A 14,445-nucleotide genomic window follows, 5' to 3' on the forward strand; every position below is an offset into this window, starting at 1 on the left:
ACCGCGCCGCCGCGATAACGCACCGCCGCCTGCTCTGCCTGGCCATGAAAGAGAATGATCCGTTCGGGAAGGATTGCGCCGGAGACGCCGCCGTCAGGCGCAATTCTTCGACGATAGCGACAACCTACCAAAGCACCGTCACGGTGTCAAGGAATTTTTTCCTTATTATATACTTGACGTACCAAGGGAGTTTTTCCTATGATTCGCGGCGACAGGCCGGCAACTTCAATTGATGGCAGCGGTAGCGAATTTATCGAACGCCTTCAGCGTTTGCAGCGTGACGTGGGAGAGATTGACCAGCGTTGGAAGGACAGGTTCGTTCCCGAAAAGGTCGCCCTGAGGGAAAGTTACCTGCAAGGAGACTTCGATATTGTTCTCCACTTTCGCGTCTCTGCGGGCTGGCCCGGTAAAAAGGGCGATTGGCTGGTCCGCGTCATTTCCCCAGCGAGCCCCAATTACGCTGATGTTACCCTGAGCGCCCGTGATGATGGGCGAGGTAATCCCGACTACAGCGACGCGGGGGATGAGCATATTGTGCTTGTCGATCTTGTCGAGCTTGGTGAGAGCCCAAAGAGGGAAGTTTCCGTCCTTGTAAGGGCGTATCGTGTTTTGGAAGAAATCGGTGCAATCAGAACCGGGAATGGCCTTCTGTATCGCAGCGAGACCGGACGACTGGGCGGGTATAAGCTTCTCCCTTTCTTCGTGAAAGGGGAACGTGACGAATTGGGTCGAACCATTGGCCTTGCGAACGATAGCCGTCGCGGCGAGGTCCAGCGCGGATCGCAAATTGTGTATTGTGTCGCCGAGGATGAGGGCGAGGCTAACGGAGATCGCGGACGTTGGCTTGTAGATCAACTGGCGCATCTCATAGTCAGGATCTCTGACCGGGATGTCTATGTGTATCCCAGAAGCCATCAGGCGGTTGCCGCTGACCCATCCGATTTCATAAAGGTCGGGCGACAAATGAGGGTCAGTGAAGCTGCGGAACTCATCGATGTGTATATTGGCCCTTTGGACCTTTAGGTAAGCTTGAGGAAAGGCACTGGTCGCGGACATGGGTACGAATCCTAACAATGAAGACCAGGAAAAGGGCGACGAGGTATTGCGCCGCCTGTTGAAAACCCCTCCCGATCACAAGACCGGGAAGGGCGCGAAGCGCGAGAAGGGCAAGCCTCGCGACAGCTTGAAGGATCAAGCTGCCAAGCGGCGCTGATTCCTTTCGAACGTTGCTTTGAATTGGGCGGTGTCCACTAGGAGCTTGGTCCATGCTGCACCTGATACTTCCGCCACAATCAGAAGATCGTTTTGGCTCAGGATTTGCTGGATATATCCCCGCAGCGCCGTTGCGTTTGTTGGACCCCCAACATACCAGACTGTCTCAAGAATTCGGCCACGCACGAACGTTGGCCCCAGCGCCTTTAGATGATCGTCCATCTGTTTGTGCGTGGGGCGAGGTCCGTTCAAGTCATAAGTGACGAGGAAGTTTGCCATGACTGGCTCCTGTGGTTTTGTGCCACAGGACGGTTGACGGAACCACCTTTGGGAGTAGTGTGGTGATCGAGTTTCATGTGCCGGGCCGTCCTGTGGCTTGGTTGCATTAACGGCGGCGAAGTGATGATTCGCCGCCGTTTCCATTGGACGGCATGACGTACGGGAAAGACAAGCCTCGTTCCCGTTCTGTGCCCACAATTCACACTTACGGCTTCTTGCGCTTGCGCCAGCGGGTAAACGCCGCTGCCTTCTGCTTAGGCGTGACTGGCTTCACCAATCCGCCGATAGGTCAGGCGCTTGTCACGAGCCATACGAAGCAAATCTTCGGCGCGTTCTGCATCGCTGATCTTGAGCGCAGCGCGGCGGTTGTAGCGGAAGTCAAATTCGGCAAGATAGCGGTGAAGATGGGCTTCGCCGCAATGCTGGTAAACGCCGACCATGCCGCGCTTGAATACGGAGAACACGCTTTCGATGGTGTTGGAGTGAACCACTTCCGCGCCTTCATAGCGGACGTATTCGCCGCGATTGTGATTGGTGGTCTTGTGCGAAGCGTATTCCGCGGCGGTCTTCGTGTAGAGGCGTGACGAGTCGGTATAGAGGATCGAAGAACGGTCGGCATTGCGCACCAGCACTTCGCGCACCGTTTCCTTGGTGGCGTCGTTCAGATGGAACATGCGGGCTTTGCCGCCACGCTCCACGAGGCCGACAACGATGCGCTTCTGTGCGCCGCCTGCCTTGCCTGACTTGGTAGGCTTGGCAATGCGGCCACGAGAGAGTTTGCGGGGCGTCTCACGCTTGCCGATATAGGTTTCGTCGGCTTCAACGGTCTTGCCTTTGCCACCAAGAGGACCGGAGGACTTCACGTCCTCTTTCATGGCCTCACGAATGCGGTGCGCCATGAACCATGCGGTCTTGTAGGTGACGCCAAGCATGCGGTGTAGCTGGTGGGCGGACATGCCCTTCTTTGAAGCAGCCATGAGATGAGAAGCCAGCACCCACTTGTTGAGCGGGATTTTGGAGCGCTCGAACACGGTTCCGACAGTCACGGTAAAGGGCTGGCGGCACTCATTGCACTTATAGACGCCGGGGCGGGTGGACTTGCCCTCCAGCTTCGTGATGCGGTCGGGATGAACGTTGCCGCAATGCGGGCAGATAGGACCGTGCGGCCAATGGATGGCTTCCAGATGCTCGCGGGCCTTCTCGGCGTCGGTGTAGATAGGAGTAGTAATGTCCATGATAGCGGTATCCCGGTTCACGCCTGACCAGAGGCGGGCTTTTCACGAGGCAACACAACATCGATTTCCAGACGCAGACGTTCGAGGGTGGAGCGATCCATGTGAAAACTGTGGTCGGCATCGCCTTCCGTTGTCACGTGAAGGGCAAACGAGGTCGGATCGAGGCGATCAACGACGGCCTTTGTGGCTTCGTGTGTCCAGCGTCGTTTCGACATGGCGAGGCTCCTTGTTGCGCCTACTATCGCAAATCAAGGATGGTACGTCAAGTATATAATCAGGAATTTTTTCCTAGACCAATGCGAAAAAAGCGCAGATCATATGTGGCACGGAAAGGCGATAGGCCGGCAGTATGTTAGAGTGAGTTATACTCGAGACAACCAAGGCGGACCAGAGAACATATTTTTGGCGCTCGCGCCGCGAGGTGATACAATCTGGATCGTGTTCGGCCCGAGCAGGCTTGCGTTAAACGCTTCTCCACTATACCTCTTGCCTGAGAAGAAGATAGCGGGGAGATTTTCCATGGCAGATGAGAAGTCGAGTTTGCTCGAATTCCATATGCTTAAGAGCAATTTCTTTCGCGTGGTCCACGCCGATGGCGCTTGGGGAGGGGTTTCACCACGAGGCCATATTGCCTTTGCGTTCTACAGCGAGCGTGGCGCGATTCCCCGTAAGACACGCCTTAAAGTGACGCCAACAGAGGGCGGTATGAAGCCGGAGGGCGCCGAAGAGATTGTGGCTACCGAAGACACCAAGTCCGGTATCGTTCGGGAGTTGGAGGTCCAAGTTATGATGGACATTCAGGCGGCGAGCGATTTCCATGATTGGTTAGGTAAGAAGATCCAGGAACGGCTAGCCGCCACGCAACCGCAAGCCCAGGGTGTAGTACAATGACGCCATTTGCGATGCAGTTGGTCGACAATTCTGCACGAAACAACCCTGCGCCTCCCGTTGGGAAGCATGAGTTGCGTCCCAATTTTTGGATCGCGAACCTTACTCCTAGCACGCCAACAATCTCACGCCCCCTTCTGACGAAAGACATCCTCATTGTTCGCTCGATTGAACGGAACGCCAACGACAACGTTGATCACGAGAGGTATGCGCTCATGAGAAACCTTCTCGGGGGAGGTGTAGTACTTGGTGTGCTGTTTATGGCTGTGGCTGTTGCTGCCAATTTAGCGGTAGGGGCTACGATCGTTTCGATCCTCTTCCCTGTTGGGGCAACGCTAGTATTTCTGATTGCTTTGCTTGCGGGTGGAAATAGGGGCGGCACCAGTGGCGACACTCGGATCACTGCCTGATCTAGTTAAGAATGTTCGCGGCGGAACGGCTGCGCTCTGCGTGGCAAGTTGGGGCTCGTGGTCTGGGCCCCATGCAAAGAGCTTCTTACAACCTTTTGATTGGTGGGCGTCGCTTGCCGCCACCAGTGCCATGTGGATTGGCGTCGCGCTTCTTGTTTTTGGTGCAGTAAGATCGGCACTGTCGTCGGCGAACTAAAAACGTTCATACTTTCTGCCAAGAGGTGACTGCACCAATCCGCCGAGAAATGGACGCTTCTTGGTAGCACTGACATGGGCACCCCCAGCCCGCTCCAAACCTAACCCCTCTCAACCTCCGGCCCCTCACCACCACTCCACGTAAGCACGAACGACTCCCCGCGCGTCACGGTCTTGATGCAGGAGGGTTTCAGGGCCGCGAGGCACACACCGCCGGCGTGGCGCACCGAGGGGTAGCGGATGCCGACGAGATCCCTGGCGCGGATGTCCGCCGCGAAGGCCTGCCCGGCCGGGTAGCCGACCAGCGGGTCGGGGTTTAGGCAGGGGGCGTCGCGGTGCTGCAGCAGGCATGCCATCGGGCCGGCGATATGGGCCATCAGTTGCACATATTGGGTGACGTTCTCCGTCTCGCCGGTGTTCTTCAGTTCGCGGCCGAGGTGAAAGGCGATCTCCGCCAGGCAGGTTTCGACGGCGAGTGCGGCATACCAAGCGCCCCGCCCTTCCCGGTTGAACCGGTTGCCGCCGATGCGCGTGTAGGAAAACGCGGCGTTGACGAAGGACCAGCCATAGCCGAACGTCTCCGTCAGCAGTTCCCTCGGGTCGACCTCGTCGAGCTGGCCGTCCTGCCCCAGCAGCCGGTTGCTGGTTCTTGCCTCCAGCCTGTCCAGTATCGCCTTCTCGCCCTCGTCGTCGCACAGCGGCGCGATGGCCGGCTCGTCGACATAGGCGCTGGACAGGAGACGGTGCGTATTCTGCTCGTCGATGAACTGGATGTCGAAAGCGCTCACGCGCCACCCCTGAGGGCGTCGATGTGGCGGCGCATCCGCACCATTTCGGGAATGCCGTCACGCATCATCAGCTCCACCGGCGCCCGGCCGTCAAAACCCTGATTGGCGCGTTTCGGCCATTCATAGGTCAGCGGTCCGTTGAAGAGCAGCCGCAGACCCTTGAACAGGCCCACAAGCAGGCTCGCCCGCATCTCCTGGTCCTGGTTCAGCGTGCCGGAGAAGGTGCCGCCCTTCATGCGCGACCATGTCCGCACGTTCACGCCGGCCAGCGCGGCCGCCTCCTCGTTGGTGAGGTTCCAGAGCGTTGCGATGCGCGTCAACGCCTTGACGATGGCTGCCCGCTCGTCGGCTGCCGATACGTCGAGCAGTTCGTCGGATGTTACAGGCTGGGCCATGTCGAAATCTCCTTGCCAAATGGCAATATAGTATTCGCCATATGGCAAGTCAATAAAGCCGTTGCCTCACTCGACCCGAGGCGCATCCGGCCCGAAGGCACACAGGAAGATGCGCACCGCCTCCTCGGCGTGGCTGCGCAGCTCGGCCGGTTTCGGGATACCCGCATCGCCCAGCAGCATTGCCGCATTCGTCGGTGCGGCCATCAGGATCCAGTTGAACTGCACGGCTGCCGCCCTCGGGTCCGGCGTCGCGAGCTGCCCGATCCGCGTATAGTGCGCGAACGCCCGCTCCATCCGGCGGATAGAGCGCCCCGGCCCGTTGTCGTGCAGGGATCGCCCGAGCTCGGGAAAACGCTCGACCTCGCCGATCACCATGCGCCGCAACCGCATCAGCCGCGGCGTGAGCACGACGGTGAGCTGATCCAGCGCCAACTGCATCAGGAAATCGCGCACCGAGCGGTCGCCGAACACATCCTCCTCGTCCTCGCGGATTTCGCGCGCCGCCCCGCCGGTCATCGCCTCGACGACCTGGATGAACAGCGCCTCCTTGGAATGGAAATGCGCATAGACCGTCTGCTTCGAAACCCCGGCGTGCTCCGCCACCGCATCCATGTTGGCGCCCAGGAAACCGTTGTGCAGGAACACCTCTTCCGCCGCCGCGACGATCTTCTCGCGGCTTCTTCGGGTTCGCGTGGCGGCTCCGTTCGACATGGCACCTGCTCTTGGCATGAACCGGCAAAGCATACCACGGCCGCTTGACAAATCAAACTGGACCGTCCAGTCTAATTAATGATCCACTGGAGACTGCCGATGGCCAGCCATACCGAACTGAGCTGCACCTGCGGAAAGGTGGCGATGCGCGTCGAAGGCGCGCCGATCCTCACCGCCGAATGCCTGTGTTCCGACTGCCAGAAGGCCGGCGCGTTTTTCGCAACACTGCCCGGCGCGGAACCGATCGTCGATGAGAAGGGCGCCACGTTTCACGTTGTCTATCGCAAGGACCGGGTCGGCTGCGTGAGGGGCGCCGAGTTCCTTCGCGAGCACCGCCTCACGGCCGACACCAAGACAAGGCGCGTCGTCGCGACCTGTTGCAACACGCCGATCTTTCTCGATTTCACCAGCGGACATTGGCTGGATCTTTTCGGCACGCTCTGGCCCGAGGGCACCCTGCCGCCGCTCGACCTGCGCACCATGACCCGCGACACGCCGCACAACGTCCAGCTCCCCAACGACGTGCCAAACCCGAAGACCCACAATTTCGGCTTTTTTGCCAAGCTGCTCATGGCGTGGGCCGCCATGGGCTTCCGCACCCCCAAGATCGACTATGTGAAAGGCACCCTCGATGCCCGCTGAAGACAAGATCGAAATCGAGAATGTCGTCTCGCCCGGCCGCACCGTACGGGTCGACCGCGCCAAATACGAAGCGATGCGCGACGCGCTGCTTGCGGTCCTGCCGCATTCCTCCCCGGGGCTCACGGTGGCCGAGGCCAAGGCAAAGCTGCTGCCACTGCTGCCCCAGGACCTATTTCCGGGCGGAGACAAGGCCGGCTGGTGGCTCAAAGCCGCCCAGCTCGACATGGAGGCCAAGGGCACGATCCTGCGCGACAGCCCCAAGCCGGTACGGCTGCGCCTGCCCGATTAGACGGGAAGGCCCGCGCCTGATCCGCTTGGCAGGTTTCGGGTGGAGCATGCGGCTGCGCAAGCGCTAGCTGCGCCCCGACATCAACTTCGGGGCCTTTCCATGCGCGCCATCCGCAACCTGACCTTCGCCGCCTACGGCATGCACCTCGCCGACCAGATCGCGCTCGTCGCCGTGCCCCTGGTCGCCGCGCTCGTGTTCGGCGCTTCGGCGCAGGTCATCGGGCTGCTCGTTGCCTGCCAGTCGATGGCGCATTTGCTCGGATCCCTGCCCTTCGGTCTCATCATAGACCGTGCCCAGGCGCGCACGGTCGCCATCGTCTCTACACTCATCTCGCTTGCCGGTTTCGGCGGCGCTGCCCTGAGCATTCTCGGGGGCAGCCTCGTCGGGTTCGGCACCTTCGTCGTTGTCGGCGGGTTCGGCATCGTCGTTTTCGTGCTGGTCAGCCTGTCGATCCTGCCCCGCCTTGCTCAGCCCTCCGATCTCGCAAGGGCCAATGCCCGCCTCGACCTCGCCCGCGCGCTCTGTTCCTTCGCCGTCCCGCTCGCAATCGGCCTCATCATCACGACCCGGAATGCAAACTGGGTCTTCGTCGTGGCTGCCGCGGGCGGGCTGCTGGCGCTGGTCTCCGCAATCGGCCTGCCCCGCTTTCCAGTCTCGCCGCCACAGCAGGCCGGCATCGTCAGCCTCATCCGCGAAGGTGGCCGCTTCGTCCTGCGGCATCAGCTCCTGCTGCCGATCGCGCTCTGCGCCGTCCTGTGGAACCTCGCCTTCGCGGCGCTGCTCGCGATCATGGTGCCGCTGGCAGTCGACATCTATCTAGCCGAACCGGGCGTGTTCGGCATTGCGCTCTCGGCTTTCGGGCTGGCAGCCACACTCGGCGCCTTCACCGTCGGTCGTCTCTCCGCAGTGCTGCCCACCAGCTTCTTCCTGCTTTTTGGGCCGGGCAGCTCGGTGGTTGCCATCCTCTTGCTGTTTGCGGTCGCTCCCGGCGGTTCGGTCCTCCCGGTCTATGCCGCCTTCTTCATCCTGGGTTTCGGCCCATCAATGTGGCTCACCACGCAGAACTCCGTCCGGCAATTGGTCACGCCCGCGGCCATGCTCGGCCGCGTCAATGCCGTCATCCAGACTGCCATTTACGGGATCAGGCCCGTCGGCGCGCTTCTTGGCGGCTTCATCGCGGGAACGGCATCGCCAGATGCCGCGCTGGTCTTCGTCGCGGCAGCTTACGCGGGCTCCTTCGCGGTCCCCCTCTTCAGCCGCTTGCGCACGGTGCGGCGCTTCACAGATCTTACGATCATGGAAGCCGGCTGAAAGAGTGGATACGCCCCACACTCGCCGTCGATAACCAGTGCGACCTTCTTCACACACTGCCGCTGCGAAATTTACGATCACTACGGATTTATCGGACTAGTCCTTGTTCCTGGTATCGAAATAGGCAAGAAAAGTCGTAAGTTGACCCTGCGTAGACTGCCCTCTGATCGAGCGACACTCGGGCAAGGCGGGGTCGATCGCGTGGCGTGGGTGTAATGGAAAATCCGTTCGAGGCGAGAAAATCGAAGGCCCCGCGGGCAACGCGTCTGCTCGCCATCGACGCTTGGATCGATTCCAGCCTTTACGAAGCAGGCTTCAAGGCCCGCGAAGCCTGGGAAAACATCACAATCTTCTTCCGCCGCTTCCGGGTGACCGGCTGGCGGCGCGCGCTCGTCGAGCTTGGCAGCGAAGGGTTCACGCTCGGCACACTGGGCACCATCGTCATGCTCGCGCTCGCGCTGCCCGCCTTCGAGGAAACCGCCAAGGACTGGCGCAGCCAAGGGGATTACGCGGTTACCTTCCTCGACCGCTACGGCAACGAGATCGGACAACGCGGCATCATCCAGCGCGACTCCGTGCCGGTCGACGAGATACCCGACCACGTCATCAAGGCGGTTCTGGCGACGGAAGACCGGCGGTTCTTCGAGCATTTCGGCATCGACTTCATCGGCCTCGCCCGCGCCATGGGCGAAAACGTGCGCGCCAACTCGGTCGTCCAGGGCGGCTCCACCATCACGCAGCAGCTCGCCAAGAACCTGTTTCTGACGAATGAGCGCTCGGTCGAGCGAAAGATCAAGGAAGCCTATCTGGCGCTGTGGCTGGAGTGGAACCTCTCGAAAAAGGACATCCTCCAGCTCTATCTCGACCGCGCCTATATGGGCGGCGGTACGTTCGGTATCACGGCCGCCGCGGATTTTTATTTCGACAAGGGCATCAAGGAGGTCAACCTCGCCGAGGCGGCGATGCTCGCCGGCCTGTTCAAGGCTCCCGGCAACTACGCGCCGCATATCAACCTGCCTGCCGCGCGCGGCCGCGCAAACGTTGTGCTCTCCAACCTCGTCGAAAGCGGCTTCATGACCGAGGGGCAGGTGCTTTCCGCGCGTCTGCATCCGGCCACCGCGATAGACCGCGGCAGTCAGGACAGCCCCGACTACTTCCTCGACTGGGCGTTCGAGGAGGTCAAGAAGATCGCGCCGAAGAATGGGCCCCATGCGCTGGTCGCACGGACCACCATCGACCTCAACCTGCAGAAGGCGGCCGAGGAATCGGTGGAATTCAACCTGCGCCAGCACGGCCAGGCATATCGCGTGACCGAGGGCGCAATGGTCGTGCTGGAGAACAACGGTGCGGTGCGCGCCATCGTCGGTGGGCGCGACTACGCCCGCAGCCAGTTCAACCGCGCCACGCGCGCGCAGCGCCAGACGGGCTCGTCCTTCAAGGTCTATGTCTACACGGCCGCGATGGAAGCGGGCTTCACGCCCGATTCCGTAATTTCCGACGCGCCGATCTCGTGGGGCGGCTGGTCGCCCCGCAACTACGGTCGCAGTTATGCAGGCCGCGTCCCACTTTCCAACGCGCTGATCCGCTCGCTCAACACTGTGCCGGTGCGGCTTGCAAAGGACCATCTGGGCATTCCGGCGGTCATCGAGACGACCAGGGCGATGGGCGTCGAGTCCGAACTCAACGGCCACAAGACCATGGTGCTCGGCACGTCGGGCATGACCGTCATGGACCAGGCCACCGGCTATCTCACGCTTGCAACGGGCGGGTTCGTGGGCAAACGTCACGGCATCACGCAGCTCCTGACCCATTCCGGCGACATCGTCTACGATTATGGCCGCGACGCACCAGAACCGCGACGCGTGGTGTCCGAGCAGGCTGCGGCATCGATGAATTCCATCCTCGTGCAGATCCCGGAGATCGGCACCGGTCGGCGCGCCGCCCTCCCCGGCATCCGCTCGGCCGGCAAAACCGGCACGACCCAGGCCTATCGCGATGCGTGGTATGTGGGCTTTACCGGCAACTACACGGCGGCCGTCTGGCTCGGCAACGACGATTACACGTCGACCCGCAACATGACCGGCGGTTCCGTCCCCGCGATGGTGTGGCAGAGGCTGATGGAGTACGCGCACCAGAACGTCGAGCTCAAGCCTATCCCAGGCATCGAAAATCCGTTTATCGACAAGCCAGCCGACGCCGCCGTCGCAAGCGCAGACGGCGACAACGGCGAGGCGGCCCTGGATGAGAGGCCGTCCGTCCTGTCGGCCCGCACAACACGCCTGCTGAGCGAGATGTCCGGCGAATTCCGCAACGCTCCGCGTCTCGAGGTTCCGCCGGGACCGGAAACACTTTCCTCGCTGTAGGTGCAGCACTCTGCCTTGACTTTCGCGGGCAGGACGGCAACCGCTGTGTGCGCGCGACAGTTGCCATGAACAATGACTGACCTCGATAGCAATCGATGCTGAAGACGATCTTCCTGACCGCACTGACACTTGCGATCGCCATCGGTGGCGGTGCTGCAAGCGTTTGGCTTGTGGTCGAGCGCGATTTCGAGTTCGGAACCGTCACCATCGGCAACTGGACAGCGTATCCCAAGCGCGGCACGCCGGCCGCGGACCCCTATTCGAAAGCCACGTTCTCGCGCGAAGCCGATCTCGCCCTGGGATATGCCGAGGGGCTCGTCTTTACCGCCACACGCGATGCTTCAGGCGCACTTCTACGTCGCGAATGCGACTACCGAGTCGAGGGCAGCCTGCCTCCCGCGCGTTTCTGGACGCTTTCGGCGCGCGATGCAGACGGCGGCTTTATTGCCCCCGACGACAGCGTTCCTGCTCTGCATTCCTACGCGCTGCTGCGGCAGTCCGACAACACGGTGGCAACCACCGTCTCCCGCAATCCTGTGCCCGGCAACTGGCTTGCCGTTGACGGTAGCGGTGCATTTGCTCTCGTGCTGACCCTCTACGATACGGCGGTCGCATCCAGCGCCCGGATCGCCGACGTGGAGCTTCCGCAGGTGCTGCGCGAGGGTTGCGATGGCTGAGCCCCGCACCTCGCGCCCGTTCTGGACGGGGCTGTTGCATGCACTGGTGTTGGGCCTGGTGGGCGCGGGCATCGTGCACATCGCCATTTTGCTGATGCTGCCCTCCTATTCCGAGCGCGACGCGTGGTCGATTCTGTCCAGACAAGCCAACTACTATGCCATGACGCGCCTTGATCCACCCGATGCCGCGCCGCTGATCTCTTCGCTGGACCCGCTATTCGATGCGGCGGCGTGCCGCTTCGACCTGCGTGACGGCACCCTTCACATGACCGGCCGGGGCGACGTCCCCTATTGGTCGATCTCCGTCTACGACAGGGCGGGCCAGAACATCTTCAGCATGAACGATCGATCCTCGACGGACGGAGCGCTCGATTTCGTCGTCGCCACTTCTGAACAGATGATCGACCTGCGCAATGCGCTGCCGGCGGATTACGACCGCGCGGTCTTCGTCGAAGCCGATGTCGACGAAGGCATCGTGGTGGTGCGCGCCTTCGCTCCCGATGAAAGCTGGGAGCCGACGGTCACGCGTTATCTGGCAGGGCTGAGCTGCGTCTCAGGCTGATTGTGGACGAACGTTGTCCTAGCGCGCCTTGCGCTTGCCCTTGCGTGACCCGCCATCGACCGTAGCCGGGGTCTCATGACCGTCGCGCTCGATGCTCTCGCGCGCCTTCTCATAACGAATGCCCGGAAAGATGATGATCGTGCTGTGTCCCTGTCGGTCCGGGGCCGGTGCCGTCGCGCGTGGGCGGACCACGAAGGGAAGTATGGTAGCCATGACTATGCTCTTTTCTCGGTTAGACCGGAGCAGAACGCTACGCCTCCGTCCCAACTAAGCGCATCAGAGGGTTAACACGACGCTAACGAATACACTCTAATTTGAGTCGATGCGGGGACTCGCAGCCAGCTCGATAGGCACGACACCCGTTTGTGTTGATTTGCGTATCGGACGTTTCCACGTGTATCGCTTGGCATCCCACCCGTACAATTCGCATCGCGCCGCCGGCCGACCGGAACGGCTCCTGCGGGCGTCGGTTACAGCGTTCTGCGCGACCCCGCGCCCCACGCGACGCGAAATCGCACAACTGGACGACCTGGCGACACCCCTGCTGGGGCGGGTTTCGGATGAAACGCTGCGCTTCGTGGCGGCAGCTCTTTCAGAAACGCCCCACGCGCCCGCTGCACTGGTCCGCCGCCTTGCCGATCTACCTGCGGATATCTCCGCGCCGTTGCTTGTCAGTTCTCCGGTTCTGACAAATATCGACCTGGTCGCCCTCATCGGGCGCCATGGATTGGGGCACGCGCGGGCGATCGCCGCACGCGCCGGGCTCGACGACCGCATCAGGCGCCTGGTGCAGGTGGTCGGCGCCATGGAGCATTCGCCAGTATCGACCGAGAAGGAAACCGGTGCTGCCGAGGAGGCGCGCGAGCGTCTCCGCCACATGATGCGACCTGCGGGAGCCCTGGCACAGGAAAGCGCATTGCCGCCGGGCACGGCAGTGAATCTGCGTTGGGAAAGCGAGCCCACACCCTATCTCAAGTTGAGGTCCACTGCGCTCGCCGGCGTACCCACCCTTTTCCACACAGCGCTTGCGGACGCACTCGGCATCGGCCTCCAGCGCGCGGCCGCGATCGCCGACGACAGCGACGTCTCGTCCTTCATCGTTGCGCTGCGTGCGCTATGTCTTTCAGATGAGCAGGCGTTTCTGCTGATGCAGTGCGTCCGCCGCGACCGCAGCCAGGACATCCGCTCCATCGCCGCATTTCTCGATGCCTACGCTGCCGTAAGCTCCGAAACGGCAGCGAGATTTGTCGAAGCATGGCGCGAATCGCCGCACGAGAACCTTCATCGAGAACCGGCCAACCAACCGGCTCCGTCGTCGACGAGGCTCAGGGCGTCGTAACGTTCACAAGTTCTGCGAACAGTGCGTCGTCGACTTCGAGCTCAACCACCCAGATATCCGGATCGAACCGCAGTTCCCGTTCTATCTTGTCGTGAATCGACTGCTCGTCATCCGAATTCAGAAGCTCAACGAAAAGCCGCTGGTCTGGCTTCGCATCCTCGTAGCTGGTTTGAGGCGCCGGTCCGTAAAGCCGGGTCTGTCCCATGCGGTCGCGCTGGGTAATCATCACAGCCCCCGCCTCGCTGGCGCCGCGCCGTGCGACAGCAGCGAAACCGCCGGCGGAAAAGGCGCGTCGGACGATCGATGAAACCCAGAAATCGGTTGTTACGCGCATGTGCGGAACTCAGTCCGCAAGGCCGATCTCACGCATCTTCGCATAGAGCGCCTCGTCGGGCTCGCCGGTCTCGGGAAGGCCGAAGAGCGACTGGAACTCGAGTATCGCCGACTTTGTCCTGGCGCCCACAACCCCGTCGACCTCGATCCCCTCGTTGCCGAACGCTTTCAAGCCGGCCTGAATACGCTTGACGGTGGCATCGCCGACCCCGGCTGACGACGTCTCAATCAGATCTGTGCCCGGTGAGCCCTCAGGCAAAGGCGGTGCCCCGCTTACCGAACGCGGTGCCGCGCCAAGCTGCGTCAGAAGCTGATCGTCGATTTCCGCTGAGACGCTCAGACCGACCATCTTGCGATAGCCCTCGATGGCGCTGCGGGTTTGCGGACCTGTCAAGCCATCGATCTTACCGTCGTACAGCTTCAACTCGGCCAGTATGCGCTGGACGTCCTCGACGACCGGATCGCCTCGCGGTGAGATTGCCGGCATGGGCACTTCGGCCGGGTTCGGCGCGGGCGCGGCGATCAGCGTCTCTATCGCCGGTGTCTGCGTCGTCTGCGGTCGAGCTGACGGCAACTCTGCCGACGAAGTCTGCTCCTCGCGCTCCAGCCGGATCACCGTCTCGCCGTCGGCGATCTCTGCTCCGCCGCCTGCGAATTCGCTTTCCGGCGTAGCCACGAGCGGCCGCGTTGCGAAGAATGCGCTGCCATGGGCATGGGGCTGATACCAGACCGCATTTGCGGCGACGTAGGAAAACGCCACTGCGAATGCGGTCAAGCCGCCCACCGCCATCCTATGGCGCATCAGGAAAGCTGCGA

Annotated in this window: 18 protein-coding genes; 8 read left to right on the top strand and 10 right to left on the bottom strand. The window is 61.7% G+C overall.

All coding sequences use genetic code 11. From position 1 onward, the window contains the following. Positions 1 to 225: 225 nt before the first annotated feature. From ACVJNE_RS12780 to ACVJNE_RS12795, 4 genes are all read right to left on the bottom strand, one after another. Positions 226 to 1,056: a hypothetical protein gene (locus ACVJNE_RS12780; RefSeq protein ID WP_499566068.1), complete on the bottom strand. Its 831-nt coding sequence runs from the start codon at positions 1,054 to 1,056 to the stop codon at positions 226 to 228. A gap of 135 nt (positions 1,057 to 1,191) precedes the next feature. Then, positions 1,192 to 1,491 (bottom strand): hypothetical protein, encoded by a 300-nt coding sequence (locus ACVJNE_RS12785; protein ID WP_499566070.1) that lies wholly within the window; start codon positions 1,489 to 1,491, stop codon positions 1,192 to 1,194. 254 nt (positions 1,492 to 1,745) lie between these two features. Further along, positions 1,746 to 2,726, bottom strand: a complete 981-nt coding sequence (locus tag ACVJNE_RS12790; protein WP_499566484.1) for an IS1595 family transposase — start codon at positions 2,724 to 2,726, stop codon at positions 1,746 to 1,748. A 17-nt stretch (positions 2,727 to 2,743) separates the two neighbouring features. After that, on the bottom strand, positions 2,744 to 2,941 hold the full coding sequence (locus ACVJNE_RS12795) for a hypothetical protein (RefSeq protein ID WP_499566072.1): 198 nt from the start codon (positions 2,939 to 2,941) through the stop codon (positions 2,744 to 2,746). 304 nt (positions 2,942 to 3,245) lie between these two features. On the opposite strand from ACVJNE_RS12795, the gene ACVJNE_RS12800 reads away from it, so the two are divergent. Then, positions 3,246 to 3,617 (top strand): hypothetical protein, encoded by a 372-nt coding sequence (locus tag ACVJNE_RS12800; protein WP_499566074.1) that lies wholly within the window; start codon positions 3,246 to 3,248, stop codon positions 3,615 to 3,617. 703 nt (positions 3,618 to 4,320) lie between these two features. Here ACVJNE_RS12800 and ACVJNE_RS12805 read toward each other — a convergent pair. The 3 genes from ACVJNE_RS12805 to ACVJNE_RS12815 all read right to left on the bottom strand — a co-directional run bounded on the left by ACVJNE_RS12805 (position 4,321) and on the right by ACVJNE_RS12815 (position 6,113). Then, complete coding sequence (locus ACVJNE_RS12805; RefSeq protein WP_499566076.1) at positions 4,321 to 5,007, bottom strand: RES family NAD+ phosphorylase; 687 nt, start codon at positions 5,005 to 5,007, stop codon at positions 4,321 to 4,323. After that, positions 5,004 to 5,402 carry an antitoxin Xre-like helix-turn-helix domain-containing protein gene (locus ACVJNE_RS12810; RefSeq protein ID WP_499566078.1) on the bottom strand — a complete coding sequence of 133 codons (399 nt, stop codon included), beginning with the start codon at positions 5,400 to 5,402 and terminating at the stop codon, positions 5,004 to 5,006. Before ACVJNE_RS12810 ends, ACVJNE_RS12805 begins: the two co-directional genes overlap by 4 nt. Before the next feature lie 66 nt (positions 5,403 to 5,468). Continuing rightward, complete coding sequence (locus ACVJNE_RS12815; RefSeq protein ID WP_499566080.1) at positions 5,469 to 6,113, bottom strand: TetR/AcrR family transcriptional regulator; 645 nt, start codon at positions 6,111 to 6,113, stop codon at positions 5,469 to 5,471. Between the two features lie 99 nt (positions 6,114 to 6,212). On the opposite strand from ACVJNE_RS12815, the gene ACVJNE_RS12820 reads away from it, so the two are divergent. The 6 genes from ACVJNE_RS12820 to ACVJNE_RS12845 all read left to right on the top strand — a co-directional run bounded on the left by ACVJNE_RS12820 (position 6,213) and on the right by ACVJNE_RS12845 (position 11,957). Beyond that, positions 6,213 to 6,755, top strand: a complete 543-nt coding sequence (locus tag ACVJNE_RS12820; RefSeq protein WP_499566082.1) for a GFA family protein — start codon at positions 6,213 to 6,215, stop codon at positions 6,753 to 6,755. Beyond that, positions 6,745 to 7,044 (top strand): DUF6958 family protein, encoded by a 300-nt coding sequence (locus ACVJNE_RS12825; RefSeq protein ID WP_499566084.1) that lies wholly within the window; start codon positions 6,745 to 6,747, stop codon positions 7,042 to 7,044. Before ACVJNE_RS12820 ends, ACVJNE_RS12825 begins: the two co-directional genes overlap by 11 nt. Before the next feature lie 99 nt (positions 7,045 to 7,143). Continuing rightward, positions 7,144 to 8,355 (top strand): MFS transporter, encoded by a 1,212-nt coding sequence (locus ACVJNE_RS12830; protein ID WP_499566086.1) that lies wholly within the window; start codon positions 7,144 to 7,146, stop codon positions 8,353 to 8,355. Between the two features lie 215 nt (positions 8,356 to 8,570). Then, on the top strand, positions 8,571 to 10,718 hold the full coding sequence (locus tag ACVJNE_RS12835; protein ID WP_499566088.1) for a transglycosylase domain-containing protein: 2,148 nt from the start codon (positions 8,571 to 8,573) through the stop codon (positions 10,716 to 10,718). Between the two features lie 95 nt (positions 10,719 to 10,813). Next, positions 10,814 to 11,395, top strand: a complete 582-nt coding sequence (locus tag ACVJNE_RS12840) for a DUF1214 domain-containing protein (RefSeq protein ID WP_499566090.1) — start codon at positions 10,814 to 10,816, stop codon at positions 11,393 to 11,395. After that, the gene (locus ACVJNE_RS12845) at positions 11,388 to 11,957 is read left to right on the top strand and encodes a DUF1254 domain-containing protein (RefSeq protein ID WP_499566092.1); all 570 of its coding nucleotides are present in this window, start codon (positions 11,388 to 11,390) and stop codon (positions 11,955 to 11,957) included. The genes ACVJNE_RS12840 and ACVJNE_RS12845 overlap by 8 nt, the downstream gene beginning before the upstream one ends. 18 nt (positions 11,958 to 11,975) lie before the next feature. On the opposite strand, the gene ACVJNE_RS12850 is transcribed toward ACVJNE_RS12845, so the two are convergent. Beyond that, positions 11,976 to 12,170: a hypothetical protein gene (locus tag ACVJNE_RS12850; protein ID WP_368802602.1), complete on the bottom strand. Its 195-nt coding sequence runs from the start codon at positions 12,168 to 12,170 to the stop codon at positions 11,976 to 11,978. Between the two features lie 181 nt (positions 12,171 to 12,351). Between ACVJNE_RS12850 and ACVJNE_RS12855 the strand changes: the two genes are divergently transcribed. Further along, positions 12,352 to 13,296, top strand: a complete 945-nt coding sequence (locus tag ACVJNE_RS12855; RefSeq protein ID WP_499566094.1) for a hypothetical protein — start codon at positions 12,352 to 12,354, stop codon at positions 13,294 to 13,296. On the opposite strand, the gene ACVJNE_RS12860 is transcribed toward ACVJNE_RS12855, so the two are convergent. Together ACVJNE_RS12860 and ACVJNE_RS12865 are read right to left on the bottom strand one after the other, a co-directional pair. Next, positions 13,283 to 13,630, bottom strand: a complete 348-nt coding sequence (locus ACVJNE_RS12860; RefSeq protein ID WP_368802600.1) for a DUF1491 family protein — start codon at positions 13,628 to 13,630, stop codon at positions 13,283 to 13,285. The genes ACVJNE_RS12855 and ACVJNE_RS12860 overlap by 14 nt on opposite strands. Before the next feature lie 9 nt (positions 13,631 to 13,639). Continuing rightward, positions 13,640 to 14,413: a peptidoglycan-binding domain-containing protein gene (locus ACVJNE_RS12865; RefSeq protein WP_499566486.1), complete on the bottom strand. Its 774-nt coding sequence runs from the start codon at positions 14,411 to 14,413 to the stop codon at positions 13,640 to 13,642. Positions 14,414 to 14,445: the final 32 nt, after the last annotated feature.

This window comes from Mesorhizobium sp. DxT, from assembly GCF_058448885.1.

Bases quoted from the DNA above. Each gene is read 5' to 3' on its own strand.
- ACVJNE_RS12825 (WP_499566084.1), top strand. From the start codon at position 6,745: ATGCCCGCTGAAGACAAGATCGAAATCGAGAATGTCGTCTCGCCCGGC.
- ACVJNE_RS12800 (WP_499566074.1), top strand. From the start codon at position 3,246: ATGGCAGATGAGAAGTCGAGTTTGCTCGAATTCCATATGCTTAAGAGC.
- ACVJNE_RS12845 (WP_499566092.1), top strand. From the start codon at position 11,388: ATGGCTGAGCCCCGCACCTCGCGCCCGTTCTGGACGGGGCTGTTGCAT.
- ACVJNE_RS12840 (WP_499566090.1), top strand. From the start codon at position 10,814: ATGCTGAAGACGATCTTCCTGACCGCACTGACACTTGCGATCGCCATC.
- ACVJNE_RS12790 (WP_499566484.1), bottom strand. From the start codon at position 2,726: ATGGACATTACTACTCCTATCTACACCGACGCCGAGAAGGCCCGCGAG.
- ACVJNE_RS12860 (WP_368802600.1), bottom strand. From the start codon at position 13,630: ATGCGCGTAACAACCGATTTCTGGGTTTCATCGATCGTCCGACGCGCC.
- ACVJNE_RS12830 (WP_499566086.1), top strand. From the start codon at position 7,144: ATGCGCGCCATCCGCAACCTGACCTTCGCCGCCTACGGCATGCACCTC.
- ACVJNE_RS12780 (WP_499566068.1), bottom strand. From the start codon at position 1,056: ATGTCCGCGACCAGTGCCTTTCCTCAAGCTTACCTAAAGGTCCAAAGG.
- ACVJNE_RS12820 (WP_499566082.1), top strand. From the start codon at position 6,213: ATGGCCAGCCATACCGAACTGAGCTGCACCTGCGGAAAGGTGGCGATG.
- ACVJNE_RS12850 (WP_368802602.1), bottom strand. From the start codon at position 12,170: ATGGCTACCATACTTCCCTTCGTGGTCCGCCCACGCGCGACGGCACCG.
- ACVJNE_RS12785 (WP_499566070.1), bottom strand. From the start codon at position 1,491: ATGGCAAACTTCCTCGTCACTTATGACTTGAACGGACCTCGCCCCACG.
- ACVJNE_RS12810 (WP_499566078.1), bottom strand. From the start codon at position 5,402: ATGGCCCAGCCTGTAACATCCGACGAACTGCTCGACGTATCGGCAGCC.
- ACVJNE_RS12835 (WP_499566088.1), top strand. From the start codon at position 8,571: ATGGAAAATCCGTTCGAGGCGAGAAAATCGAAGGCCCCGCGGGCAACG.
- ACVJNE_RS12815 (WP_499566080.1), bottom strand. From the start codon at position 6,113: ATGTCGAACGGAGCCGCCACGCGAACCCGAAGAAGCCGCGAGAAGATC.
- ACVJNE_RS12795 (WP_499566072.1), bottom strand. From the start codon at position 2,941: ATGTCGAAACGACGCTGGACACACGAAGCCACAAAGGCCGTCGTTGAT.